This window comes from Leifsonia sp. HAY1-4F, from assembly GCF_056755275.1.
In genome coordinates this window covers 13,989-39,750 of sequence record NZ_JBNDHX010000012.1, presented here as the reverse complement: position 1 = coordinate 39,750, position 25,762 = coordinate 13,989, and the positions used below count along the sequence as shown (strand labels likewise).

General features: G+C 69.2%; 25 protein-coding genes. 20 read left to right on the top strand and 5 right to left on the bottom strand.

The features are described from left to right. The first annotated feature begins 139 nt into the window (after nt 1-139). Nucleotides 140-1,324 (top strand): peptidoglycan DD-metalloendopeptidase family protein, encoded by a 1,185-nt coding sequence (locus tag ACPYOG_RS04340; protein ID WP_481293028.1) that lies wholly within the window; start codon nt 140-142, stop codon nt 1,322-1,324. Beyond that, nucleotides 1,317-2,609 (top strand): C40 family peptidase, encoded by a 1,293-nt coding sequence (locus ACPYOG_RS04335; RefSeq protein ID WP_481293027.1) that lies wholly within the window; start codon nt 1,317-1,319, stop codon nt 2,607-2,609. Before ACPYOG_RS04340 ends, ACPYOG_RS04335 begins: the two co-directional genes overlap by 8 nt. Nucleotides 2,610-2,714: 105 nt before the next feature. Here ACPYOG_RS04335 and ACPYOG_RS04330 read toward each other — a convergent pair whose 3' ends face one another. Then, nucleotides 2,715-3,206: an inorganic diphosphatase gene (locus ACPYOG_RS04330; protein ID WP_481293026.1), complete on the bottom strand. Its 492-nt coding sequence runs from the start codon at nt 3,204-3,206 to the stop codon at nt 2,715-2,717. A 44-nt stretch (nt 3,207-3,250) separates the two neighbouring features. Between ACPYOG_RS04330 and tilS the strand changes: the two genes are divergently transcribed. The 16 genes from tilS (at nt 3,251) to ACPYOG_RS04250 (ending at nt 19,049) form a co-directional block, all read left to right on the top strand. Then, nucleotides 3,251-4,324, top strand: a complete 1,074-nt coding sequence (tilS, locus tag ACPYOG_RS04325; RefSeq protein ID WP_481293025.1) for a tRNA lysidine(34) synthetase TilS — start codon at nt 3,251-3,253, stop codon at nt 4,322-4,324. 16 nt (nt 4,325-4,340) lie between these two features. Next, entirely contained in the window at nt 4,341-4,892 is a 552-nt protein-coding gene (hpt, locus tag ACPYOG_RS04320) for a hypoxanthine phosphoribosyltransferase (RefSeq protein WP_481293024.1), read from the top strand. Between the two features lie 79 nt (nt 4,893-4,971). Next, nucleotides 4,972-6,975, top strand: a complete 2,004-nt coding sequence (ftsH, locus tag ACPYOG_RS04315; protein ID WP_481293023.1) for an ATP-dependent zinc metalloprotease FtsH — start codon at nt 4,972-4,974, stop codon at nt 6,973-6,975. A 13-nt stretch (nt 6,976-6,988) separates the two neighbouring features. Beyond that, entirely contained in the window at nt 6,989-7,567 is a 579-nt protein-coding gene (gene folE, locus ACPYOG_RS04310) for a GTP cyclohydrolase I FolE (RefSeq protein ID WP_481293022.1), read from the top strand. After that, the gene (gene folP / locus ACPYOG_RS04305; RefSeq protein ID WP_481293021.1) at nt 7,564-8,367 is read left to right on the top strand and encodes a dihydropteroate synthase; all 804 of its coding nucleotides are present in this window, start codon (nt 7,564-7,566) and stop codon (nt 8,365-8,367) included. The genes folE and folP overlap by 4 nt, the downstream gene beginning before the upstream one ends. Then, nucleotides 8,360-8,743, top strand: coding sequence for a dihydroneopterin aldolase (folB, locus tag ACPYOG_RS04300; protein WP_481293020.1), 384 nt, complete (start codon nt 8,360-8,362; stop codon nt 8,741-8,743). Before folP ends, folB begins: the two co-directional genes overlap by 8 nt. Next, nucleotides 8,740-9,282 (top strand): 2-amino-4-hydroxy-6-hydroxymethyldihydropteridine diphosphokinase, encoded by a 543-nt coding sequence (gene folK / locus ACPYOG_RS04295; RefSeq protein WP_481293019.1) that lies wholly within the window; start codon nt 8,740-8,742, stop codon nt 9,280-9,282. The genes folB and folK overlap by 4 nt, the downstream gene beginning before the upstream one ends. Further along, complete coding sequence (locus tag ACPYOG_RS04290; RefSeq protein ID WP_192628670.1) at nt 9,279-9,758, top strand: DUF3180 domain-containing protein; 480 nt, start codon at nt 9,279-9,281, stop codon at nt 9,756-9,758. Before folK ends, ACPYOG_RS04290 begins: the two co-directional genes overlap by 4 nt. After that, on the top strand, nt 9,742-10,227 hold the full coding sequence (locus ACPYOG_RS04285) for a PH domain-containing protein (protein WP_481293018.1): 486 nt from the start codon (nt 9,742-9,744) through the stop codon (nt 10,225-10,227). The genes ACPYOG_RS04290 and ACPYOG_RS04285 overlap by 17 nt, the downstream gene beginning before the upstream one ends. After that, a complete protein-coding gene (locus ACPYOG_RS04280) occupies nt 10,224-11,912 on the top strand; it encodes a PH domain-containing protein (RefSeq protein ID WP_481293017.1) in 1,689 nt (562 codons plus the stop codon). Before ACPYOG_RS04285 ends, ACPYOG_RS04280 begins: the two co-directional genes overlap by 4 nt. Further along, nucleotides 11,912-12,745 carry a Rossmann-like and DUF2520 domain-containing protein gene (locus ACPYOG_RS04275; protein ID WP_481293016.1) on the top strand — a complete coding sequence of 278 codons (834 nt, stop codon included), beginning with the start codon at nt 11,912-11,914 and terminating at the stop codon, nt 12,743-12,745. The genes ACPYOG_RS04280 and ACPYOG_RS04275 overlap by 1 nt, the downstream gene beginning before the upstream one ends. 31 nt (nt 12,746-12,776) lie before the next feature. Then, nucleotides 12,777-13,655: a pantoate--beta-alanine ligase gene (gene panC / locus ACPYOG_RS04270; RefSeq protein ID WP_481293015.1), complete on the top strand. Its 879-nt coding sequence runs from the start codon at nt 12,777-12,779 to the stop codon at nt 13,653-13,655. A 68-nt stretch (nt 13,656-13,723) separates the two neighbouring features. Beyond that, on the top strand, nt 13,724-15,268 hold the full coding sequence (lysS, locus tag ACPYOG_RS04265) for a lysine--tRNA ligase (RefSeq protein WP_481293014.1): 1,545 nt from the start codon (nt 13,724-13,726) through the stop codon (nt 15,266-15,268). Nucleotides 15,269-15,353: 85 nt separating this feature from the next. Then, nucleotides 15,354-15,527: a hypothetical protein gene (locus tag ACPYOG_RS04260; RefSeq protein WP_170857583.1), complete on the top strand. Its 174-nt coding sequence runs from the start codon at nt 15,354-15,356 to the stop codon at nt 15,525-15,527. 90 nt (nt 15,528-15,617) lie between these two features. Further along, nucleotides 15,618-17,081, top strand: coding sequence for a cardiolipin synthase (cls, locus tag ACPYOG_RS04255; RefSeq protein ID WP_481293013.1), 1,464 nt, complete (start codon nt 15,618-15,620; stop codon nt 17,079-17,081). A 153-nt stretch (nt 17,082-17,234) separates the two neighbouring features. After that, complete coding sequence (locus tag ACPYOG_RS04250; protein ID WP_481293012.1) at nt 17,235-19,049, top strand: RICIN domain-containing protein; 1,815 nt, start codon at nt 17,235-17,237, stop codon at nt 19,047-19,049. A gap of 61 nt (nt 19,050-19,110) precedes the next feature. Here ACPYOG_RS04250 and ACPYOG_RS04245 read toward each other — a convergent pair whose 3' ends face one another. The 4 genes from ACPYOG_RS04245 to ACPYOG_RS04230 form a co-directional block, all read right to left on the bottom strand. Beyond that, nucleotides 19,111-19,509, bottom strand: a complete 399-nt coding sequence (locus ACPYOG_RS04245) for a type II toxin-antitoxin system VapC family toxin (protein WP_481293042.1) — start codon at nt 19,507-19,509, stop codon at nt 19,111-19,113. Nucleotides 19,510-19,520: 11 nt separating this feature from the next. Next, the gene (locus tag ACPYOG_RS04240; protein ID WP_481293011.1) at nt 19,521-19,802 is read right to left on the bottom strand and encodes a FitA-like ribbon-helix-helix domain-containing protein; all 282 of its coding nucleotides are present in this window, start codon (nt 19,800-19,802) and stop codon (nt 19,521-19,523) included. 238 nt (nt 19,803-20,040) lie between these two features. Further along, nucleotides 20,041-21,414 (bottom strand): collagen-binding domain-containing protein, encoded by a 1,374-nt coding sequence (locus ACPYOG_RS04235; RefSeq protein ID WP_481293010.1) that lies wholly within the window; start codon nt 21,412-21,414, stop codon nt 20,041-20,043. Between the two features lie 144 nt (nt 21,415-21,558). After that, nucleotides 21,559-22,533, bottom strand: coding sequence for a pirin family protein (locus ACPYOG_RS04230; RefSeq protein WP_481293009.1), 975 nt, complete (start codon nt 22,531-22,533; stop codon nt 21,559-21,561). Between the two features lie 57 nt (nt 22,534-22,590). Between ACPYOG_RS04230 and ACPYOG_RS04225 the strand changes: the two genes are divergently transcribed. Beyond that, entirely contained in the window at nt 22,591-23,013 is a 423-nt protein-coding gene (locus tag ACPYOG_RS04225) for a hypothetical protein (protein WP_481293008.1), read from the top strand. 147 nt (nt 23,014-23,160) lie between these two features. Further along, on the top strand, nt 23,161-25,683 hold the full coding sequence (locus ACPYOG_RS04220) for an ATP-dependent Clp protease ATP-binding subunit (protein ID WP_481293007.1): 2,523 nt from the start codon (nt 23,161-23,163) through the stop codon (nt 25,681-25,683). Nucleotides 25,684-25,762 lie beyond the last annotated feature (79 nt).

Sequence of the window (25,762 nt, the reverse complement as noted above, 5' to 3'; positions counted from 1 at the left end):
CCAGCGTGACCCCTGTGGATGCGGAAGCGAGCGGGCCGAGAACACCATGAGACGCCATACGAGCAGTCGAGCGGACCTTCGAACGACCCGGGGTGGTTCTCGGCGCCTGACCCTCCGCGGTGCCCTGGCGATCGCGGCAGTGGCCCTCGTGACGACGGTCGGCGCCGTGGCCGCTCCCGCCTACGCCGACAATTATCCCTCCTGGCAGGACGTCCAGAACGCGAAGGCCAACGAGGCGGCTGCCAGTGCGCAGGTGGACCGCATCAACGGCCTCATCGCTCAGGTCAAGCAGGAGGTCGCGGACACCCAGGCCGCAGCGGTGAAGCGCGGTCAAGAGCTGGAGGCCGCCCAGGCGGCTCTCGACGACGCGACGATCAAGGCTGCCGACCTGGAGTCCCAGGCGGCGGCCAGCAAGAAGAAGGCCGACGATGCGACCGCTCAGGCGGGCAGGCTGGCCGCTCAGCTGTATCGCACAGGTGGCAGCAATCTGAGCGCGAACCTGTTCCTGAGCGGTAACAACGCCACCTCGACCAGTCCCGACAAGCTCCTGGCGAATCTCGGCAGCATGTCGAAGCTCGTGGAGCAGTCCGACAAGGTCTACACCGAGGCGACGACCGCACAGAACACGGCGAAGGGGCTGTCAGCCCAGGCGGACGTCGCCAAGGCCGAGCGCGACCGACTGCGGGTGGCTGCTGAAGCTGCCATGCAAGCAGCGATCCAGGCCGCGAAGGCGGCGCAGGACAAGCTCGCCGAGCAGCAGAAGCAGATCGTCGTGATGCAGGCGCAGCTCGCCGCGCTCAAGGACAGCACCGCGAAGACGGTGGCCGGCTACGAGGCGGGCGTGGCCGCCGCTGCGGCAGCGGCTGCGGCTCGCGGCTCCGGCGGGCTCCCCGGCGGAACGGTCGGCCCGCAGGGCTGGGCGGTTCCCGCCACCGGGCCGATCACCGACGGCTTCGGACCCCGGCCGTCGCCGGGCGGCGGCGTCGGAAGCACGTACCACCTCGGCATCGACATCGGCGCCTCGTGCAACTCGCCCATCTATGCGGCCCACGACGGCACGGTCATCTACGCCGGCCCGAACGGCAGCTACGGCAACTTCGTGCTCCTCGACAACGGCGGCGGCATCGACACCGGCTACGCCCACATCCGCGACGGCGGCATCATGGTCGGCATCGGCCAGCACGTCGGCGCGGGCCAGCCGATCGCGCACGTCGGGACGACCGGCGCCTCCACCGGGTGCCACCTCCATTTCGAGGTGCGCATCAACGGCGTCAAGATCGACGGCATTCCGTTCATGAGAGACAGGCAGGCTCCCCTTGGCTAACGAGAACGAGAAGACCCGCGTCCGCCCGGGCCTCGCCATCGGTGCGGGCGTCATGGGAGCGGTCACCGCATCCATCGGCATCGTCGCTCCTGCGCAGGCGGTCGACTACCCGTCGTGGAACGACGTGCAGCAGGCGAAGAACAACGTCGCCAACCAGCAGGCGATGATCGATAACATCACCACGCTCATCGGCAACCTGCAGTCGAACGTGGATGCTGCCCGCATCGCCTCCGAGAAGGCAGCCGAGGCGTACTTCCAGGCCAAGAACGCGCTCGCGGCCGCGTCGGCGAAGGCGGACGACCTCCAGAAGCAGGCCGGCGCCGCCGCCGAGAAGGCGAAGACCTCCAAGATGCGTGCCGGGCTCCTGGCGTCGCATCTCGCCAAGTCGGGCGGGGGAGACGTCACCACCGACCTCATGCTGAAGGGTGGCGGCTCCGGCTCGGCCGCCGACAAGCTGCTGTTCCAGCTCGGCACGATGAGCAAGCTGACGGAGCAGTCCAAGGCCGTGTACGACCAGGCGACCAAGGACAAGAACACGGCGGACGCCCTGACGGCCCAGGCGAAGGTCGCCAAGACCGAGCGTGAGACTCTATCGGCGGCGGCCGACAAGGCGCTCAAAGCGGCTCAGGATGCCCAGGGGCAGGCGCAGGCGGCCCTCGCGACCCAGCAGCAGAAGTCCACCGAGCTCGTCGCCCAGCTCGCAACGCTCAAGAACACGTCGGCGCAGACCGAGGCCGCCTACCTCCAGGGTGAGCAGATCAAGGCTCAGCAAGAGGCGGCGCGCAAAGCTGCCGAAGCGGCGGCAGCCGCTGCAGCAGCGGCCGCGGCGGCACCTCCGCCGGCATCCTCCGGCGGCTCCGCGCCGTCGGGTGGGGGAGGCGGGGGCGCCGCGCCCGCTGCTCCGAACGGCAACATCGTCGACACGGCGCTCTCGTACGCGTACGCCCAGCTCGGCAAGCCGTACATCTTCGGCGGAGAGGGTCCGGTCGGCTACGACTGCTCAGGGCTCACGATGAAGTCGTACGCCTACGCCGGCGTCTACATCGGCTCGCACTCGGTGAACGACCAGTACTTCACGGCGGCGAACCGGGGCCAGCTGGTGCCCTACGGTGCCAAGCAGCCGGGAGACCTGATCTTCTGGGGCGATGCTCCCGGCGACTTCTACCACGTCGGCATCTACATCGGCAACGGCCGCATGATCGCTGCGCCCACCGAGGGCGACGTGGTCAAGACCCAGTCGGTCTGGGGCTCTCCCTGGGGCATGGTCGCGCGCCCCAGCGCCTGACGCCGGCCTGATCGCCGGCATCATCCCTGCCGATTCGTGACGAATGTCGCCGCCAGCAGCGCTGAGGGCGACATTCGTCACGAAACTGCGCGCACGCAGCCCGCGTCAGTGACCCTCGTCGGCCAGCTTCGCGATGGCCTTCTGGATGAGGCCCTCGGCTTCGGCGGCGTCGCCCCAGCCCTCGATGTTGACGAACTTGCCCGGCTCGAGGTCCTTGTAGCGGGCGAAGAAGTGCTCGATCTCCTTGCGGGTCTGCTCCGGGATGTCGTCGACGTCCTGGATGTGCTGCCAGCGCGGGTCCTTGTACTGGACGGCGATGATCTTGGCGTCGCCGCCGGCCTCGTCGCTCATGTTGAGCACCCCGACCGGGCGGACCTTGACGCCGACGCCCGGGAACACCGGGTACTCGAGCAGGACGAGCACGTCCAGCGGGTCCCCGTCGTCGCCGAGGGTGTTCTCGAAGAAGCCGTAGTCGGTCGGGTACACGAAACTCGTGAACAGGACGCGGTCGAGGTACACGCGACCGGTCTCGTGGTCCACCTCGTACTTGTTGCGGCTCCCCCTGGGGATCTCGATGACGACGTCGTATTCGGCCATGCCGGTGCTCCTTTGTGGTCGGGATTCCGCACTAACGTTACTAGGTGCCCCCTCACGGTTCCCCGCCCGAGCAGCGCCGTCCACGGCTCACCCCGCCCATTGCGGATGCGCGTCGCGCGGTCCGCACGGCGCTCGCAACTGCTGCCGCGCTCCCGCCCGTGGACCCGCACGATGACCACGGTCCTGCGCGTCCCGCACCGCTCGCGCCGGGTGCCCTGGTCCTCGTCGGCCTGAGCGGGGGAGCGGACTCTCTCGCCCTGGCCGCCGCCACGGCGTTCGAGTCGCCGAGGAGTGGCTACCGCGCCGGCGCGGTGATCGTCGACCACGGCCTCCAATCGGGGTCCGACGCGGTCGCGAAGCGTGCCGCCGAACAGGCCGCCGGCCTCAGGCTCGACCCGGTCCTGGTGGAGCGCGTCCGGGTCGACGTGCACGGCGGTCCCGAGGCCGCGGCGCGCGCCGCCCGGCACGCCGCCTTCGACCGCGCGCTCGCCGAGACCGGCGCAGCGCGCATCCTGCTCGCCCACACGCTGGACGACCAGGCCGAGACGGTGCTGCTCGGCCTCGCCCGCGGCTCCGGCCCGTCCAGCCTGCAGGGGATGCTGCCGGACACCGGCCGCCTGCTCCGCCCCTTCCTCGGCCTCCGCCGGGAGCAGACGCGCGCGTTCTGCGCCGACAGCCGCCTCGAACCGTGGGAGGACCCGCACAACGACGACCCCTCTTACACGCGCGTGCGCGCGCGATCCGTGGTCCTCCCGGTCCTGGAGCGCGAGCTCGGTCCCGGCGTCGCCGAGGCGCTCGCACGCACGGCCGAGCAGCTGCGCGAGGACGACGAAGCGCTCGACGGGCTCGCCCTCGAATGGGCGCAGGAACTGGTCAGCCAGACGGAGGACGGAGCGGTCGCCCTGGACGTCCGCGGACTCGCAGCAGACCCCGCAGCGCTCCGCCAGCGCATCATCCGTCTCGTCGTCTCCGCCGAGTTCGGCGTCTCCCTGTCGCGCACCCACACGCTCGCCGTCGCGGCACTGATCACCGACTGGCACGGCCAGGGACCCGTCGATCTGCCAGGCGTTAGAGTTGTCAGGCAGAACGGGCTGCTCACGTTCCACCCCACCACGTAAGGACAGCGCCTCCCCCATGGACCTCACGGACGCCCACGACGACCTGACCGAGATTCTGATCACCGAGGAGCAGATCCGCTCCCGCATCGCTGAGCTGGCCCGAGAGGTGGAGCGCGATTACGCGGGCACGGACGTGCTCCTGATCGGCGTGCTCAAGGGCGCCGTGATGGTGATGGCGGACCTGTCGCGCGAGCTGCGCATCCCGGTCACGATGGACTGGATGGCCGTCAGCTCCTACGGCAGCGGGACGCAGTCCAGCGGAGTCGTCCGCATCCTGAAGGACCTGGACACCGACCTGAGCGGCAGGACCGTGCTCATCGTCGAGGACATCATCGATTCGGGCCTCACGCTCTCGTGGCTGCTCTCGAATCTGCGCAGCCGGGGACCTGCGTCGATCGAGATCTTCACGCTGCTGCGGAAGCCGGAGGCGGCGCGCGTCGAGATCGACGTGAAGTACGTCGGGTTCGACATCCCGAATCAGTTCGTCGTCGGCTACGGCCTCGACTACGACGAGCGCTACCGGACCCTCCGCGGAGTGGGCATCCTGGCCCCCGCGGTCTACAGCTGAGGCCCACTGGCCGCACGCAGACCGCCCAGAGCGAACACGCAGCCGACCCCCAGCGCCCAGGCGGTACTGTGGTCGCACCATGAACGTCAAGAAGATCTTCCGCGGCCCCATCCTGTACGTCGCGCTTGCGATCGTCCTCGTGTGGGTGGCCTCGAGCCTGATCACGATGTCCGGCTTCAAGAGCGTCACCACCCAGCAGGGCCTGGAACTCCTCTCGCAAGACAAGGTGTCGACCGCGAAGATCGTCGACGGTGAGAACCGCGTCGACCTCACGCTGAAGGAGCCGGACGGCACCCTCGGCAACCAGGTGCAGTTCTACTACGTGACCCCGCGCGGTCAGGATGTCGTCAAGGCGATCGACGACGCGAACCTTCCCAAGGGCTACGACGACGAGGTGCCGCAGCCGAACTGGTTCGTCAACATCCTCGGCTTCCTCATCCCGGCGCTGCTGATCGGCGTGTTCTTCTGGATCATGATCTCCGGCATGCAGGGCGGCGGCAACAAGGTCATGCAGTTCGGCAAGTCGCGGGCGAAGCTCGTTACGAAAGAGACGCCGAAGGTCACCTTCGACGACGTCGCCGGGTCCGACGAGGCCATCGAGGAGCTGCAGGAGATCAAGGACTTCCTGAAGGAGCCGGCCAAGTTCCAGGCGGTCGGCGCCCGCATCCCCAAGGGCGTGCTGCTGTACGGCCCTCCGGGAACGGGCAAGACCCTGCTGGCCCGCGCCGTCGCGGGTGAGGCGGGTGTGCCGTTCTACTCCATCTCGGGTTCCGACTTCGTCGAGATGTTCGTCGGCGTCGGCGCGAGCCGCGTCCGCGACCTGTTCCAGCAGGCCAAGGAGAACTCGCCGGCCATCATCTTCATCGACGAGATCGACGCGGTGGGCCGTCACCGCGGCGCCGGCCTCGGCGGTGGCCACGACGAGCGCGAGCAGACGCTGAACCAGCTCCTCGTGGAGATGGACGGCTTCGACCCGAAGACCAACGTCATCCTGATCGCGGCGACCAACCGTCCGGACATCCTCGACCCGGCGCTGCTGCGTCCCGGCCGCTTCGACCGTCAGATCGGCGTGGATGCGCCCGACCTCCTCGGCCGCAAGAAGATCCTCGAGGTGCACGGCCGCGGCAAGCCGCTTGCGGCCTCCGTCGACCTCGAGGTGCTGGCCCGCAAGACGCCGGGCTTCACCGGAGCCGACCTGGCGAACGTCCTCAACGAGGCCGCGCTGCTCACCGCGCGCTCCAACGCGCAGCTGATCGACAACCGCGCGCTCGACGAGGCCGTGGACCGTGTGATCGCGGGCCCCCAGAAGCGCACCCGCGTGATGAAGGACCAGGAGAAGCTCATCACCGCGTACCACGAGGGCGGGCACGCCCTCGCCGCCGCGGCGATGCGCCACACCGACCCCGTGACGAAGATCACCATCCTGCCGCGCGGCCGCGCCCTCGGCTACACGATGGTGATGCCGCTCGAGGACAAGTACTCGATCACCCGGAACGAGCTGCTCGATCAGCTCGCGTACGCCATGGGCGGTCGCGTCGCCGAGGAGATCGTGTTCCACGACCCCACCACCGGCGCCTCGAACGACATCGAGAAGGCGACGTCCATCGCCCGGAAGATGGTCACCGAGTACGGCATGAGCGCCGACATCGGCTCGGTCAAGCTCGGTCAGGCGAACGGCGAGATGTTCCTCGGCCGTGACATGGGCCACCAGCGCGACTACTCCGAGCGGATCGCCGAGCGTGTCGACGCCGAGGTGCGCGCCCTCATCGAGAAGGCGCATGACGAGGCGTGGGAGGTGCTGAACGACAACCGGGCCGTGCTCGACCGTCTGGCCGCATCCCTCCTCGAGCACGAGACGCTCGACCACAACCAGATCGCGGAGATCTTCGTCGACGTGAAGAAGCTGCCGGAGCGCCCGCAGTGGCTCTCCAGCGACAAGCGCCCGATCTCGGACCTGCCGCCCATCCCGTTCCCGAAGGCTCCGATCGATGCGGGTGCGGTGGATGGCGGAGTCGACTCCGAGCCGCCGGCCGCCAAGCCCAAGCGCTCGCCGGCGATCAAGCCGCGCCCGGCGACCGCCTAGAGCCGCCGCGGACATGACCGGTTTCGATCGTCCGCGCATCGAAGCGGCCGTCGCCGAGATCCTCGCCGCCATCGGCGAGGATCCGTCGCGTCCGGGACTTCAGAGCACGCCCGCACGCGTGGCGGACGCCTACGCCGAGTTCTTCGCCGGCGTGGGCCACGACGCCGCGGACGACCTGGGCGAGCCGGTGCCGCTGGAGGACGGGCGGACGGCCGAGACCGTGCTGCTGCGCGACATTCGGTTCCGGTCGGTCTGCGAGCACCACCTGCTGCCGTTCCTGGGAGTCGCGCATGTCGCGTATCTTCCTGGCGACAGGGTCATCGGGCTCGGCCGCATCCCTCAGGTGATCGAGACGCTCGCGGCGCGCCCCCAGGTGCAGGAGCGCCTGACCGAGCAGATCGCTGACACGATCGAGCGCGGCGCCGACGCACGCGGAGTCCTCGTGGTGCTCGATGCGGCGCACACCTGCGTGACCACGCGCGGCGCCCGCCAGACAGCCAGCACCACCGTGACCGTCGCGGCGCGGGGCGCGTACACCGAGCCGGCCGCCCGGGCCGAACTGGTGGCCCTGATCGGACGAGGCGCCGAGTGACCCTCATCATGGGCGTCCTCAATGTGACGCCGGACTCGTTCAGCGATGGCGGACTCTGGCTGGAGCCCGATGCCGCGATCGAGCACGGCCTGGAGCTGGTGGCGCAGGGCGCCGACCTCGTCGACGTGGGCGGCGAGTCCACCCGGCCCGGCGCGCTGCGGGTCGATCCCGAGGAGGAGCGGAAGCGCGTCATCCCGGTGATCCGCGAGCTCGTCGCGCACGGTGTCACGGTCAGCGCCGACACGCTCAACGCGTCCACCGCGCGCGCAGCGGTGGAGGCGGGCGCCGCCGTCATCAACGATGTCTCCGGCGGCCTGGCGGATGAGCGGATGCCGGAGGTCGTGCTCGAGACTGAAGCGCAGTACGTCGTGATGCACTGGCGCGGGCGCCTCGACGCCGCCGACTCCCGTGCCGTGTACCAGCACACCGTCCCCGAGGTGCGAGCCGAGCTGTCGGCCCGGGTCACCGAGCTGCTGCGGCGCGGTGTCGACCCGGCCAAGCTGATCCTGGATCCGGGACTCGGCTTCTCCAAGAACGGGCGGCACAATTGGCAGGTCCTTGCCGGACTGCACGAGATCGAGACCCTCGGATACCCCGTGCTGATCGGGGCGTCGCGCAAGCGGTTCCTGGGCGCCCTGCTGCCGGAGGGCGCGCCCGCCGAGGACCGCGACGCGCCGACGGCGGTGATCTCGGCCCTCGCCGCCCAGGCGGGGGCGTGGGCGGTCCGCGTCCACGACGTGCCGTCGACCCGGATGGCCCTCGACGTCGTGCGGGCGTGGGAAGCTGGACGCGATGAGTAGCATCCACTCGCGACCGACCGACTCGATCGTGCTGACCGGCCTCCGCGTGCGCGCGAACCACGGCGTCTTCGACTTCGAGCGGGCCGACGGCCAGGACTTCGTCGTCGATGTGACGGCCTGGCTCGACCTGTCCGTCGCCGCTGCCGGCGACGACCTCGGCTCCACCGTCCACTACGGCGAGCTGGCGGAGGAGGTGGTGGCCGCGGTCGAGCGCGACCCGGTCGACCTCATCGAGACGGTCGCGGAGCGCGTGGCAGCGACCGTGCTGGCGCATGAGCCGGTGGACACGGTCGAGGTCACCGTCCACAAGCCGCAAGCGCCGATCACCGTGCCTTTCGGGGATGTCGCGGTGCGCATCGTGAGGAGCCGAGCGTGAGCGCCGCGCCCCTCGGCAAGCCTGTCCGCATGCGGGTCGGGGTGCCCGCCGTGCTCGCGTTCGGGAGCAACCTCGGCGACCGCGCCGCCACCATCCATGCCGCCGTCGACGCGCTGGGGGAGGATCCGGGCATCGACGTGCGGGCGATCTCGCGACTGTACGAGACGCCGGCGCTGAAGCCGGACGGCATCGACGACGCCGCGCCCTCCTACCTGAACGCTGTCGCGCTCGTCCGCACCCTGCTGGAGCCGCTCGACCTGCTGGCCGCGGTGAACGCCGTCGAGGATCGGCTCGGCCGGGTCCGCGCGGAGCGCTGGGGCGACCGGACGATCGACATCGACATCGTGGACTACGACGGGCTCGTCTCCGACGACGATCCCCGCATCGTGCTGCCGCATCCACGCGCTCACGAGCGCGCGTTCGTCCTCGTCCCCTGGCTCGACGTGGATCCGGAGGCGCACCTCGCCGGGTTCGGTCCGGTCGCCGAGCTGGCGGCGCGTGCCGGCGATCCCGTGCAGCTGTGGGAGGACCGCTCGTGAAGCGCACCCGTGCCAGCTCCCTGATCGGTCTCGGCGTCGCCGGGCTCGTCATCGGCTTCCTCGCGGAGCTGGCGGCCTCCTCGATGGGGGTGGCGGTGTTCATCCCGCCGCTCACGCTGCCGATCACGCTCGTCGCCGTCGCGATCATCGTGATCGCGTTCGCGATACCGATCCGCCGCGCCGTGCGGGGGCACACCATCCGTCGCATCGATCCGTTCCAGGCGACCCGGATCGTCGTCCTCGCCAAGGCCTGCGGACTGAGCGGTGGCCTGCTGACCGGGATGGGCGTCGGCGTCGTCTCGTATCTCCTGACGCGCGATGTGCTGCCCGCCGGCAACGCGATCCTCCTCGCCGCGCTGGCCACCGCCGGTGCTGTGATCCTGCTCGTGGCGGGTCTCGTGGCCGAGCTGTTCTGCACCTTGCCTCCCGGCGATGACGACGACCGTACGGAGAATGTGCATGCCCGATCGGATTGACCTGAACGTCGGCGAGTGGCGCCGGGTCTCGCCGAAATACGTGCTCGTCGTCATCGCCAGTACCGTGATCTCCGGGCTGGTGCTGTCGGCCGGCTCCCTGTTCCTGTGGCTGGTCGGCCGCTGGAGCCTCGGCTGGCTGCTGTTGGCCGTCGTGGTGGTGACCACCATCGTCGCGCTCATCATCGCCCCGCGCCGTGCGCGCTCGATCGGCTACCGGCTGCGCGACGATGACCTGCTGTTCCGGCGCGGGATCATGTTCCAGCGATTCGTGTCCGTCCCCTACGGCCGGATGCAGCTGATCGACATCAACCGCGGCCCCGTCAGCCGGATGCTCGGGCTGGCCGATCTCAAATTCGTCACGGCAGCAGCATCCACCGGGGTGATGGTGCCCGGGCTGCCGGAGCCGGACGCCGCCGAGCTGCGCGACCGGCTCGTCGAGCTGGCGGAGAGCAGGCGGGCGGGACTGTGAGCGCGCCGGAGGGCCGGGCGCAGGCAGGCGCCGGCGCGCCGCTGTCGCCGGCCCAGCGCGCGGCCGAGCGGTACACGGACGGCGAGTGGCACCGGCTGCATCCCGCGACGCCCTTGCTTCGCGGCGGCATCGTCTTCATCGCCCTGTTCGGATTCGTGCTCTCCAATCTGCGGGAGCGGCTGATCGGCTTCTTCGTCGGCGCCCCCGACTATGGTGGCGACCCCCTGGACGCGATCTACAACCACGGCTGGGAGGGTTGGGCGCTTCTCGGTGTCGCCGTAGTGCTGCTGCTCTGCTTCGGCGCGTTCTACCTCTCGTGGCGGATGCACACCTTCCGGATCACCGGCGACGCGGTGGAGGTGCGCAGCGGCATCCTGTTCCGGACCCAGCGCAAGGCGCGGCTCGACCGCATCCAGGGCATCAACGTCGTGCGCCCGGTGCTGGCGCGGATCTTCGGGGCGGCGAAGCTCGACGTGTCCGTCGCCGGGCACGACGCGAACGTGCAGCTCGCGTACCTCGGCTCGTCGCTGGCGGACGGGCTCCGTGCGGATGTACTGCGGCTCGCGTCGGGTGTGCAGGCGGCGGAGGCGGCCGCCGCGGACGGGCCGGCCGGCGGTCGTGACGCCGGCGCTGCCGGAGCATCGCGTACAGGCGCAGTGACGGACCTCGTCGGCCGCCGGGTGAACGAGTTCCTCGCCCCGGAGCTGGACCCGAACGCAGCCCCGCCTGCGTCGGTGGTCAAGATCCCGCCGTTCCGTCTGCTGGGGTCCCTCCTGCTGAGCGGCTTCACCGTGTTCGTGCTGGTCGTCGTCGCCTTCCTGGTCTGGGGAGCCGCGAGCGGCGCGCTCTGGCTGCTCATCGTGGTGCTCCCGGGCCTCCTCGGCACGGCGAGCTTCTACCTCAACCGCTTCACCAAGTCCCTGCGCTACTCGATCGCGGGGACACCGGATGGCGTGCGCGTCGGATTCGGCCTGCTGAGCACCAGCAACGAGACGCTGCCGCCCGGCCGCATCCATGCCGTCGAGGTGCTTCAGCCGCTGCTGTGGCGGCCGTTCGGATGGTGGCAGATCCGCATCGACACGGCCGGTCACTCCCGCGAGAAGGGCGCGGCGGGCCAGCCGAACACGACGATGCTGCCGGTCGGCGACGCGGCCGACGTCTCGCGCGTGCTCTCGTTGGTGCTGCCGGGCTTCGCGACGGACGAGCACCGCGAGCTGATCGAGACCGCGATGGTGTCCAGCGGCCGGGACTCGTTCACCGGCAGCCCGCGTCGGGCGGCCTGGATCCGGCCGCTGTCCTGGCAGCGCACGGGCTACCGGTTGGTTGGCGACGCGATCCTGCTGCGTCGCGGCGTCGTCTGGCGGAGCCTCGCGATCGTCCCGCTGGCGCGCCTGCAGAGCCTCGAGCTCTATCAAGGCCCCGTGGATGCGCTGCTCGCGCTCGCGAAGGCGCGCTTCCACACGGTCTCCGGTCCCGTGCATCCCCGGCTGGCCGCGATCGACGCGCCGACCGGGGTGCGGCTGTTCGAGGCGGTATCGGCGCGCGCGGTGGCTGCGGCCGTCGCGGACGCGAGTCACCGGTGGGGCCGCGCCGTCGCACCGACCGCCGCTGCACCGACCGCCGCCGCGCCGCCTGACGTGCCCCGCCCGCCTCAGGCGGACACCCGAACCGAGGAGGAATCCTGATGCAGCCGTCCGCCCGTCCGCCGTCGCAGCGCTCCGGCCGGCTGGGGCTCGGGATCGTCGGCGCAGGCCGGGTCGGTCCGATCCTCGGACTCGCGCTCGCCGGAGCCGGCCACGCGGTCGTCGGCGTCTCCGCCGTCTCCGAGACGAGCCGCGAACGGGCCGAGGGGATGCTGCCCGGAGTGCCGATCCTCGACGTCCCGACGGTGGTGGAGCGCAGCGAGCTGGTCATCCTCGCGGTGCCGGACGCGGAGCTGCCCGCGCTTGTCGCGGGCCTTGCCGCCACCGGCACGTGGCAGCCCGGACAGATCGTCCTGCACACAGCGCCCGGCTTCGGGATCGACGTGCTCCGTCCCGCGGCCGCCGCCGGTGCCATCCCGCTCGCGGTGCATCCGGCGCTGGAGTTCACGGGAACGAGCCTCGACCTCGCCCGCCTCGCCGAGAGCTACTTCGCCGTGACGGCCCCGGCGGCCGTCCTCCCGATCGCGCAGGCACTGGTCGTGGAGATGGGCGGCGAGCCGGTCGTCGTGGACGAGGCCGATCGCCCGGCCTATGCGGAGGCCATCGCGACGGCCACGGCGTTCTCGCGCTCGATCGTCGAGCAGTCGACGGGGTTGCTGAAGGGCATCGGGGTGGAGAACCCGGGATCCTTCCTCAGCTCGCTCATCCGCTCCACGGTGGACAACGCCCTCACCCGGGCGGGCGCGCCGACGCGGCTGGAGCTGGAGGACGTGATCGACGCGCTGCAGGACGAGGCGCCGGGCGCCGGACCGGACGGCGGCGGCCCGGGCGACCCCGGCGATGACGGGCGCGGCTGGTTCCTGCGCGGCGAGTAGCCTGGACGCGGCCGATTCCAGGGCCGAAGGGATGCGCATGCCAGAGATCATCACCACCATCGCCGCGTTGAGGGCACGCGTCGCCGAGGCGCGGCGGAAGGCCGGGCAGGATGGCCCTGCGGATGCCCCGACCGGTCGCGTGGTGCTCGTTCCGACGATGGGCGCGCTCCACGAGGGCCACCTGCGCCTCGTGTCGCAGGCACGCGATCTGGGCGGTCTCGTCGTGGTGTCGATCTTCGTCAATCCGCTGCAGTTCGGGCCGGGGGAGGACCTGGACCGCTACCCGCGCACGCTCGCCGCCGATGTCGCCGCGCTGCAGGATCTCGCCGACATCGTCTTCGCGCCGACGGCCGCCGAGATGTACCCGAAGGGGCCCTCCGAGACGCGAGTCACGGCAGGGGAATCGGGCACGCGCTTCGAGGGAGCCTCCCGTCCGGGACACTTCGACGGCGTCCTGACCGTGGTGTGCAAGCTCTTCAACATCGTGCAGCCCGATGTCGCCGTCTTCGGCCAGAAGGATGCGCAGCAGGCGCACGTGATCGGCCGGATGGTCGAGGATCTCGACCTGCCCGTGTCGATCGTCCTGGTGGATACGGTGCGCGAGCCGGACGGCCTGGCCCGTTCCAGCCGCAACCGTTACCTCGTCGCCGAGGACCGCGCGGCAGCGGTGACGCTCTCGCAGGCGCTCGCCGCGGGCTCTGCTGCAGCCGGGCACGGGGTCGCGGCGGCGCTCGAGGCCGCCCGGGCGCGCGTCGAGGCGGAGCCAGCGGTTAAGCTGGACTATCTCGCGATCGTCGACCCGGAAACCTTCCGCGAAGCGTCGCCTGATCACCACGGTCCCGCTCTGATGCTGATCGCCGCTCGGGTCGGCACCACCCGGCTGATCGACAACCAGCGCCTCACGACGTGACCGCGGAAGCTGCACCGGCACCACCCTGTGAAGGCCACCCGAACGCCACCCCGAACGGAAAGACACCGATGACCGACGCGCAGACCACCGCGGCCGCACCCGGCGACGACCAGCTCAGCGACGACCAGCTGAGCGAGGACGAGGTCAGCGAGCAGAAGGCGGTCCGGCTCGGCAAGCGCGAGCGTCTGCTCGCGGAGGCCGAGAACGCCGGCGGCGGGGCCTATCCCGTGCAGGTTCCGGTCACCACGACGATCCCGGCCGTCCGCGCGAAGTGGGAGCACCTGCAGCCCGACGAGGGATCCGGCGAGGCCGTCGGCATCGCCGGCCGCGTGGTGCACCTGCGCAACACCGGGAAGCTGTGCTTCGCCGTGCTGCAGGCAGGCGACGGCTCCCGCATCCAGGTGATGGTCTCGCTCGCCGAGGTGGGCGAGGAGTCGCTGAGCGCCTGGAAGGAGCTGGTCGACCTGGGCGACCACGTCTTCGTCTCCGGAGAGGTCGTCTCCAGCCGTCGCGGCGAGCTGTCGGTGATGGCCCGGGAGTGGACGATCGCCGCCAAGGCGCTGCTTCCGCTGCCGAACCTCCACAGCGAGCTGAGCGAGGAGACCCGCGTCCGCGCCCGGTACCTCGACCTCATCGCCCGCGATCAGGCGCGTGCGACCGTGCTCGACCGTGCCAAGACCGTCGCCAGCCTCCGCAGCACCTTCGCCGAGCGCGACTTCGTCGAGGTCGAGACGCCGATGCTGCAGGTCATGCACGGCGGCGCCTCCGCTCGTCCGTTCGTCACGCACTCGAACGCCTTCGACACCGACCTGTACCTGCGGATCGCACCGGAGCTGTACCTCAAGCGCGCGGTGGTCGGCGGAATCGACCGGGTGTTCGAGATCAACCGCAACTTCCGCAACGAAGGCGCCGACTCCACTCACTCGCCCGAGTTCGCCATGCTCGAGGCCTACCAGGCCTACGGCGACTACACCTCGATCGCCGATCTCACGCAGACGCTGATCCAGGATGCGGCGGTCGCGGTCTCCGGTTCGCACGTCGTCACCTGGGCCGACGGCACCGAGTACGACCTCGGCGGCCAGTGGGACCGCATCCGGATGTACGACAGCCTGTCGGACGCGGTCGGCGAGGAGATCACGCCCGAGACGCCGATCGAGCGCCTTCGCGAACTGGCGGCCGTCGCCGGCATCGAGATCGAGCATCCACTGCCCGGCAAATACGTCGAGGAACTGTGGGAGCACCACGTCAAGACCGACCTCGTGCGTCCGACCTTCGTGATGGACTTCCCGGTCGACACCAGCCCATTGGTGCGCGCCCACCGCTCGCGCGAAGGCGTCGTCGAGAAGTGGGACCTCTACACGCGCGGCTTCGAGCTCGCGACCGGCTACTCGGAGCTCGTCGATCCGGTCGTCCAGCGCGAGCGGTTCATCGAGCAGGCCAAGCTCGCCGCGGCAGGCGACAACGAGGCCATGCGGCTGGACGAGGAGTTCCTGCGCGCCCTCGAGTTCGGGATGCCACCGACCGGCGGCATGGGGATGGGCATCGACCGCCTGTTGATGGCCCTCACCGGCCTCGGCATCCGCGAGACCATCCTGTTCCCGCTGGTGAAGTAGTGCCGCGAGGACCGGCGGTGGGCGGCGCCGCGTCGCCGCTGCACCCGGCGGGTTTCACAGGCAGCGGAGTTAGCATGGAGGCGCTATGAACGACGTCATCGGCGGTATCCTCTGGGCGCTTGCACCGACCGTGCTGGTCGGCCTGCTGTTCTGGGCCATCATGCGCGCGATCGTGCGCGCCGACCGCGACGAGCGGCGGGCCTACACCCGCCTGGAGGCCGAGGAACGCGCCCGTCGAGGTCTCTCGCCCAAGTCCTGACCGCATGTCCAGACGCCGGAGCGCCGGTCCGCTACGGTAATGCCGGGGGACGCACCCGCGTTCCGCTGCGGCAGGCGAGGGGATGCGTGCATGGACACGGGCTTCTGGGTCTCGTTCTCCATCGTCGTCGCCCTGCTCGTCGACTTCGTGATCCGCGTGCTCGCGATCATCATCGTCCCGCGCAACCGCAAGCCCACCTCGGCGACCGCCTGGTTGCTGGCGATCTTCCTCATCCCGTACTTCGGCATCCTGTTCTTCCTGCTCATCGGCAGCTACAAGCTCCCGAAGAGCCGGCGGAAGAAGCAGGACGAGATCAACCGCTTCATCATCGACAGCACCGAGGGAATTGAGCGCGTTCGCCGCGACCATCCGTGGCCGCCGTGGCTGGAGGGTGTGGTCGAGCTCAATCGCAAGCTCGGCGCGATGCCCCTGGTCGGCGGCAACCGGGCGTCTTTGAACGGCGACTACCAAGGGTCTCTCGATGCGATGGCGAACGAGATCCGGGGCGCTCGCCGATACGTGCATGTCGAGTTCTACATCCTCACGCTGGATGCGACGACCGCTCCGCTCTTCGACGCCCTGGAGCAGGCCGTCCAGCGTGGCGTGACCGTTCGCGTGCTGCTGGATCACATCGCCTCCCTGCGCACGCCGGATTACCGGCGCACCATCAAGCGGCTCACGGCGATGGGCGCGAAGTGGCGTCTGATGCTGCCGATCCAGCCCTTCCGAGGGAGGTATCAGCGGCCCGACCTGCGCAACCACCGGAAGCTGCTCATCGTGGATGGGCGCGTCGCCTTCATGGGCTCGCAGAACATCATCGATCGCAGCTACAACAAGCGGGCGAACCGCCGGCGCGGCCTGAAGTGGAAGGAGCTGATCGTCCGGCTGGAGGGACCGATCGTCGCCGGCCTCAACGCCATCTTCATCACGGACTGGTACAGCGAGACCGACGAGCTGCTCCGTCGTGAGACCGAGCCGATCACCGATGAGATCGAGCCTGCGGACCTGGATGCGCAGGTCGTGCCGTCCGGGCCCGGATTCGCCGGTGAGAACAACCTCCGCCTCTTCCTCGCCCTGCTGTACTACGCGCAGACGCGCATCGTCATCACGTCGCCGTACTTCGTCCCCGACGAGTCGATGCTGATGGCGATCACCTCGGCCGTGCAGCGCGGGATCTCCGTCGACCTGTTCGTCTCGGAGATCGGCGACCAGGCCCTCGTCTACCATGCGCAGCGTTCGTACTACGAGGCGTTGCTGCGCGCCGGCGTGCGGATCTGGATGTACAAGGCGCCCTACATCCTGCACGCCAAGCACTTCACGATCGACGACGACGTCGCCGTGATCGGTTCGAGCAACATGGACATGCGCTCCTTCCAGCTCAACATGGAGGTCTCGCTCATGGTGCGCGGACACTCCTTCGTCGAGGAGATGCGGAAGGTCGAGGACGGCTACCGGATGGAGAGCCGCGAGCTCACCCTCGACGAATGGATGAAGCAGCCGCTGCGCTCGACCGTCCTCGACAACCTGGCACGGTTGACCTCGGCCCTCCAGTAGCCGGTCCGTTCGCTCTCTTCGCAGGCTCTCACCTTGCTATCCGTAGTTTTATCGGTAACAATGAACGGAAATCTCATACTGTTATCGAGAACAGTTCGGCCTTCGGAGCAAGGAAGCACCTCCCGGCCGGTGAGTGACCCCAAAGGAGAGGTTATGAAGAGAGAGACCGCACGCCGGTCCATCGCCAGCGCGATCGTCGCGCTGGCCATCGTCGCCGCCACCGCCGTATCGGCACAGGGGTACAGCCCCACGCCCGGCACCATCTATCAGTTGCCGTCGAACCAGGCCTGCCTGAAGGGCCGTGGCAATTGCGCCATCTATCCGAAGGCGGCGCAGCTCACCAGCGGGCGGCTCGTCGCCTCGTTCGAGCAGTCCACCGTCCCGGCCTCGGGGAGCGCGGTCGGGCAGACCTTGCCGGTGTACAAGAGCGACGACGACGGCACGACGTGGCAACTCCTCTCGCAGGTGCAGGCACCCGCGTATCTCTCGAGCGATCCGTCCGTCGCCAAGTACACGAGCGCCTGGACGAACCCGTACCTGTATGTGCTTCCGCAGCAGGTCGGCGCGCTCGCCGCCGGCACGCTGGTTCTGGCGGCCGTCGTCTCGGGCGACGACGAGTACTACCTGGAGCAGAAGGCGGCGAACGCTAACTGGACGCCGACCAACGACGGCGACCGCAAGGACCTGGCGATCGCGCTCTACTCGAGCACCGACAGCGGCGCATCCTGGACCTTCCGGAACATCGTGACCGGCGGTAGCTGGCAGGGCGGGAGCGCCGGCGCGATCGGTGTCAACGTGTCTGCGGCCAACACCTACAAGCAGGTGGACCCGGCGTGGGAGCCGTACCTCATGGTCTACAACGGCCAGCTCGTCGCCTACTACTCGGATGAGAACGACTTCACGGGATACAACACCACCACCGGTGTACCCACCGTCGACCCGAACAACGCGACCGCCACCGATTCCGATGGTCAGATCCTCGCCCACCGCACCTGGGACGGCACGAGCGCGAGCTGGAGCGGGCCTGTGGTCGACGTCTCAGGCACCACCGTCACCCTGGCGGGCGGAAAGACGGAGATCGGTGGAGGCCGGCCGGGCATGGCCAACGTCGTTCAGACCTCGGACGGCAAGTGGATGCTGACCTACGAGTACTGGGGTGGCGGAGACAACGTCCGCTACAAGGTCGCCAGCGATCCGCTCCACTTCTTCTCGGTCGGAGGCGCCGCAGGGACCGGCATCACCACCCTTCCTGTCACGACGGGAACCGGGGCGCTCGCCACCGGCGGAAGCCCCGTGCTGGTCCGCCTTCCGGACGGTCGGATCCTCTTCAATGCGGCCGGGAGCGGAAACGTCTGGATGAACGCGTCCGGGAGCAGCACGGCGTCCTGGACGGCGTATCAGACCACCATGCCCGGTGCCTACAGCCGAAACCTCACCTACGATGCCACCACCGGTCGCGTCGTGATCCTCGCCAACCAGGGGACCTCGACCATCATCAACGCCGACATCGACTTCGGCCATTCGACCGGCACCTACTACCAGATCGTGAACAAGCTCACGGGCCAGGTGATCGGGACGACGAACAACACGACCGACGCGAACATCGGCAACGCCGATTCTCCGGACGTTCGCCTGGAGGCGGCCGGCTCGGCAGCCAATCCCGACACCCAGCTGTGGCACGTCACGACCAAGTCGGATGGCAATGTCACCCTCCTGAACAAGTCGGGCGGCCGCGCGGCGGAGATCTGGACGGGGAACGCAACCCAAGGGCAGCAGATCGGCCAATGGGTGGACAACACCGCTACAGGGTTGTTCACCATGGTCACGAAGAGCAACGGATACGTCTACTTCCAGAGTGTCCAGAACCGCTCGCTCTATCTGACCGGTTCGACCGCAGGAGCCAAGCTCAGCCTCCAGCCGTCGGACAACGGGGCCGGCTCACAGGACTGGCAGCTCGTCGCCAAGTAGCTGTCTGTGCGGCGGCGCCGGCCCGAACTCTGTGCCGGCGCCGCCGTGCCCTCCTTACGAGTCAGGCGGCTTGCAGCTCGCTGACCCGCCGCACTTCGCACCAGCCGTCAGCTGCCAGGGCGAGGCGTTCGTCGGCGGTCACCAGTGGGAGGTCCAGCAGGTGAGCGAGCGCCACGTACATCGCGTCGTACGCGCTCAGGTTGTCTCGCCAGCGCCACGCCTCCATCCACAGAGGTTCGTGTTCCATCCGCATGATCTCCAGGCGGTAGAACTCGAGCGTCACCTGCTCGAGCGCTTGGGCCTCCTCCGGGTGCTGGATCGCGCGGCGACGCATCGCGCTCAGGAATTCCGGATCGAGGAGGTGGGGCGCCACGAGGATGCTGTCGGCCAGTTCTCCGCCCTCCTCGAACGCCGTGATGGCGTCCGTCGTCAGAAGTTCGACCAGTGCGCTGCAGTCCATCACCGCCGCGATCATCGGCTGTCCCGATCTTCTCGAATGCCCTGCACGACCTCATCCAGCGGGATGTCGAGACGAGGACGATCGAACACGGCTGCCATCGCTTGGCCCTCGGCTTGCACCCGGTGCGCCGCCGTCACCTCGCGCCAGCGTTCTTCGATGCGCAGCTTCTCTGCGATGCGGGTCAACTCCCTTCGCAGATATTCGGAGTAGGACAACCCTTTGGCCGCCGCAGCCCCCTTGAGGCGGTCATTGACTGCCGGATCCAGATCTCGTACTTGCACGGTAACTCCCATATCGCCAGCTTAGCGTCGAGTGCATGAAAAACCTAGCGGTTTGCATGCATGGTGGGTCCATTCTCCCGGTGCTCCACCGTCTCGGCGCGACACCGAAGGGAATCTGTGGAGAGATCATCCAGCCGGCTGACTGTGCATAACGACTGCGTCCTGTTCTCAGGGGTCAACGACGCAGAGGTACGGCCATGTCCTGAAAACAGGGCATGGCCGCACGGACTACGGGGTACCTCCCGCGAGGTCAGGCGCGACGAGTGCGGAGGCGGCGACGCAGCACCAGCAGGATCGTCGCGACGAGCAGGAGCGCACCGGCGCTTGCGATGATCGCCCAGGCTGAGGCCGGGCTCGACGTCGCTACGGCGCCGCCGGTGTTCACGAGTGCCGCGAAGGGGGTCGTGTCGGAAGCTGTCGTCGCGGGCGCCGGCGTGGTCGTCGACGAGGCCGGGAGCGTGGAGCCGGCCGGCGTGGTGGGGGTCGTCGGGGTCGTCGGCGTGGTCGGGGTCGTCGGTGTGGTGGGCGTGTTCGGGGTCGTCGGTGTCGTCGGGTTCGTCGGCGTGCTCGGTGTGTCCGACCCCGTGCTCGGCTCGGAAGGCACCGTGCCACCCTCCGTGCAGGTATCGATGTGCCCGGTGAAGGGGAAGTAGTGCTCCTCCGACCCGCCGAGCTCGGCCGAAGCGACGATCGCAGTGCCCTGCAGGTTGGCGCTGGTCTTCGTGTACTGGGCGTCGGGGGCGAGGATCGAGCCGTCGATGGAGTCGCCGCCCTGGGTGATCGAGGTCACGTCCGCGAGGTTGAACAGGATGCCGTGCGGGTCTCGCGCGCCGGCCATGGTCAGTGAGAGCGTGACAGGGGTGGACCCGGTGACGTTCACGATGAGGGGGTTGTCCGGGCTCGGCGCCACGGAACCGCCGAAGGTGATGGCGGAGATCGACGACAGCTGGGCGGCCGTCAGGTTCCAGAAGTTCACTCCGGGAGTGAGGTCAACATTCGCGCTTCCGTACGCGATCGCCGGGTCGATGATGTGGCCCGTGCCGCAGCCGGCCGTTGCGGCGGCGGCGACCTGAGCGCTCGCCGCGACCGCCTTCGCCGGGGAGAAGGTCGACGCGAACACTCCCGGAGCGGCCACGGGCGACGTCTGCCGGTGGCTCGATGCGATCGCCGGGGTGCTGCCGTAGCCTGCACCGGCGGCGACCACCTGGGTGTTGACCATGGCGTTGTTCTGATCAACGTCCAGCGCGTCCGCGTTGCTGAGGTCGCCGATCCGGATCGCGCCGCTGCTGTTGATGCGAAGCGTGCCGCTGGAGCCGGCGAAGTCCACGCGTCCGCCGGTCAGGAGGGCGGTCGGAGTCGCGGCGCTGAAGGAGACGTTGGTGCCGGTGAAGGTCAGCGTTCCCGCGGTGGCAACGGGGCCTTCGCTTTCGGCGTGGATGGTCGTGTCGCCGAACGAGACGACGTTCCAGTCGGTGTAATCGGCCAGCGGGTTCACGGTCGACGAAGTGGTGGCGAGCGCCGGGGACGCGGCGATCAGGCCGCCTCCCAGCGTGAGGGCCAGGGCGGGCAGGGTGAGGGCGGCCGCGCGGAGAGCGCGGCCCTTTCGGGTGGAGGCGTGCGCCATTGTTCGGGATTTCCTTCGGGTGGATGTCGGGCCTCCGCCTCGCGCGACAACGCCGGGAGGTTGGGCCGGAAGGGGCTTCGGGCCCCGCTTCCGACAAAGAGACGGACAGATCGCCGATTTATGACGCGAGTTCTGGCAAATATTTCAGCCGCGAGGGCGGAGACGCACCGTCGGCAGCTCGGGCGCGGGCAGCGGCGCCCCGTCGTAGCCGGCGACCGTGCCGAATCGCCCTGCCGGATCGGCGCCGGAGATCACCTCGCTCTGCCAGTCCGCACGCGACGCAACGATCTCGTCGTGGCTGCGGCCGATGAAGTTCCACCACATGACGATCTGCTCGCGGAGAGGCTCACCCCCGAGCAGCACCAGTCGCGCCGCGGACCCGGCGTGGACGGTGACGGACTCTCGCCCAGGACAGAGGTAGGCGAGGTGCGAAACCGGCACGTCCATCCCCTCCACCGTCACATCGCCGGAGTCGACCAGGATGCCGTGCTCGAACGACACGTCCAACGGCAGCTCGGTGGTCGTCCCTGCGGGAACCAGGATCTCCGCCCCGACGAGCGGCGAGAACACGGTCGCAGCCGTACCGCTGCCGGCCAGCGACCCGACGAACGTCCTCACGGTCGCCGCGCCGATCCTGCCCGCGACAGGGGTGTGGTGCTCGAAGAACGGCGCCACCTCCCGGGAGGCGGACGGCAGCGCGACCCAGAGCTGGACGCCGTGCAATCGCGTCGTCTCCGCCGTCGAGACCTCCGAGTGGCTGATCCCGCGCCCGGCGACCATCAGATTGAGCTCGCCCGGCCGGACCAGCGCGTGACTCCCGACGCTGTCGCGATGGTCGATCTCGCCCTCGAAGAGCCAGCTGACCGTCTGCAGGCCGGTGTGGGGATGCGGCGGGACGCGCATCCCGCCGGTCACCGACACGTCGTCCGGGCCGTAATGGTCGATGAAGCACCAGCCGCCGATGAGCGACCGGCGGCGTTGTGGGAGCGTGCGGCGGACGGTCATCGCCCGGGGTCCGCCGAGGGGGACATCCCTCGGTTCGAGGATCTCCACACGCGTGTCCGTGAGCACGGCGGACGACGCCAGCAGCTCTGCGGGATCGCGCTCCAGGTTGCTCATACCGGCATCCTAGGCGTGGGCCGGCCGGCTCGGAGCGGTGCTTCCTAGAATGGTCCCGTGCCCCGCACCGTGACTCGACTCCTGCCCGCCGTGGCCGCCCTCGCCGTCGTCTTCGCGCTCGCCGGATGCAGCGCTGCGGCGGGCAAGCCGGTCGCGGACTACGCGGGCGAGCCGAAGGGCGTCCGGCCACCGGCGAGCAGCGCGGGAGGCGCATCCTGGGCCGCCTGGTTGAAGGACGGTGCGCAGGTCGCCATCGTCCTCTACGGCAGCTCCTCCTGCCCACCGAAGGTCGCGAGCATCGCCGCGACCGGGGACGACAGGATCACCGCAACGCCCGCCCCGGCGCCGGGCGGCATCTGCACCCGCGACTACGTGCCGCACACCACGGTGTTCACGACGCCCGACCGGATCACGAAGACCGCGCAGGTTTCGGTCGTCCTGCCGGACGCCACGCTCACGCTGCCCGCCCGCCAGGGCTGAGCCCGCCTGCTGCGGCTGAGCCCGCTCCCGGCGTCGGCCGGAACGACACGTCACGCCCACGGCGAACAGGCCCACACGAGCCGGAACCGGTGGTTACTCTCGATGTATCGACGCCGAACCTGCAACGGTGTCGAACGAGGAGTTGACATGTTCGAGAGATTCACCGACCGAGCCCGCCGGGTCGTCGTCTTGGCCCAGGAAGAGGCCAAGATGCTCAACCACAACTACATCGGGACGGAGCACATCCTGCTCGGCCTGATCCACGAGGGCGAGGGCGTCGCCGCGAAGGCGCTCGAGTCGCTCGGCATCTCGCTGGACGCCGTCCGCGAGCAGGTCCAGGACATCATCGGTCAGGGCCAGCAGCAGCCGACCGGGCACATCCCGTTCACTCCGCGCGCCAAGAAGGTGCTGGAGCTGAGCCTGCGGGAGGCCCTCCAGCTCGGCCACAACTACATCGGCACCGAGCACATCCTGCTCGGCCTCATCCGCGAGGGCGAGGGCGTCGCAGCCCAGGTGCTCGTGAAGCTGGGCGCCGACCTCAACCGGGTGCGCCAGCAGGTCATCCAGCTTCTCTCCGGCTATCAGGGCAAGGAGCAGGTCCAGGTCGGAGGCAACGATCAGACCACCGCGCAGGCCGGTAGCCAGATCCTCGACCAGTTCGGTCGCAACCTGACGCAGGCCGCGCGCGACAACAAGCTCGACCCGGTGATCGGACGCGAGAAGGAGATCGAGCGCGTCATGCAGATCCTGTCGCGCCGCTCCAAGAACAACCCCGTGCTGATCGGTGAGCCGGGCGTCGGGAAGACGGCCGTCGTCGAGGGGCTCGCCCAGGCGATCGTCCGGGGCGACGTCCCGGAGACGCTGAAGGACAAGCAGCTCTACACGCTCGACCTCGGCTCCCTTATCGCCGGATCCCGGTACCGCGGCGACTTCGAGGAGCGCCTGAAGAAGGTCACCAAGGAGATCCGCACCCGCGGCGACATCATCACCTTCATCGACGAGATCCACACGCTCGTCGGCGCGGGTGCCGCCGAGGGCGCGATCGACGCGGCCAGCATCCTCAAGCCGCTCCTGGCCCGTGGTGAGCTGCAGACCATCGGCGCGACCACGCTCGACGAGTACCGCAAGCACTTCGAGAAGGATGCCGCGCTCGAGCGCCGGTTCCAGCCCATCCAGGTGGCGGAGCCGTCCCTGCCTCACGCGATCAACATCCTGAAGGGGCTGCGCGACCGCTACGAGGCGCACCACAAGGTGTCCATCACCGACGGCGCCATCGTCGCCGCGGCGAACCTCGCCGACCGCTACATCCAGGACCGGTTCCTGCCGGACAAGGCCATCGACCTGATCGACGAGGCCGGCGCCCGCCTGCGCCTGTCGATCCTGTCGGCTCCGCCGGAGCTGCGGGAGTTCGACGACAAGATCGCCGCCGTCCGCTCACAGAAGGAAGCCGCGATCGAGGACCAGGACTTCGAGAAGGCCGCCAGCCTGCGCGACGAGGAGAAGAACCTCCTCGGCGAGCGGCTGCGCCTCGAGAAGCAGTGGCGTTCGGGCGACGTCAAGACCACGGCTGAGGTCGACGAGGGCCTGATCGCCGAGGTGCTCGCACAGGCGACCGGCATCCCGGTGTTCAAGCTCACCGAGGAGGAGTCGGCACGGCTCGTCTACATGGAGAAGGCCCTGCACCAGCGTGTCATCGGTCAGGAGGAAGCCATCTCGGCGCTCTCCAAGACGATCCGCCGCACCCGCGCCGGCCTGAAGGACCCGAAGCGTCCCTCCGGCTCGTTCATCTTCGCCGGCCCGACCGGTGTCGGTAAGACGGAGCTGGCCAAGGCGCTCGCGGAGTTCCTGTTCGACGACGAGTCGGCGATGATCTCGCTCGACATGTCGGAGTACGGCGAGAAGCACACCGTCTCGCGGCTGTTCGGTGCCCCTCCCGGGTTCGTCGGCTTCGAGGAGGGCGGCCAGCTCACCGAGAAGGTCCGCCGCAAGCCGTTCAGCGTCGTGCTGTTCGACGAGATCGAGAAGGCGCACCCGGACATCTTCAACTCGCTGCTCCAGATCCTGGAGGAGGGACGCCTGACGGATGGCCAGGGACGCGTCGTCGACTTCAAGAACACGGTGATCATCATGACCACCAACCTCGGCACGAAGGACATCTCCGGCGGCCCCGTCGGGTTCCAGATCGAGGGCGACACGCAGACCGGCTACGACCGGATGCGCGGCAAGGTCTACGAGGAGCTCAAGAAGAACTTCAAGCCCGAGTTCCTGAACCGCGTCGACGAGATCATCGTGTTCCCGCAGCTGGACAAGAAGGAGCTGCTGCAGATCGTCGACCTGTTCATCAAGCGCCTCTCGACCCGCCTGCTCGACCGCGACATGACCATCGAGCTGACCCTCCCGGCCAAGGAGCGGCTGATCGATGTCGGGTTCGACCCGACACTCGGCGCCCGTCCGCTGCGCCGCGCGGTCCAGCACGAGATCGAGGACCGGCTGAGCGAGAAGATCCTGCACGGCGAGCTGAACTCCGGCGACCACGTCCACGCGGACTTCACGGATGGCGAGTTCGTCTTCACGACGACCGCCCGCCAGGAGCCGATCGGCGCCGGGATCAACTCGACGGCTGCGATCGGCACCGGTCCGGCGTCACCGGATCTCGCTGCCAACAGCTGACGTACCGTTCGATCGGGCCGGTCTCTTCGGAGGCCGGCCCTTTCGGCGTCTGTGGGGTCGGCGTCCGGACGCGGGCCGC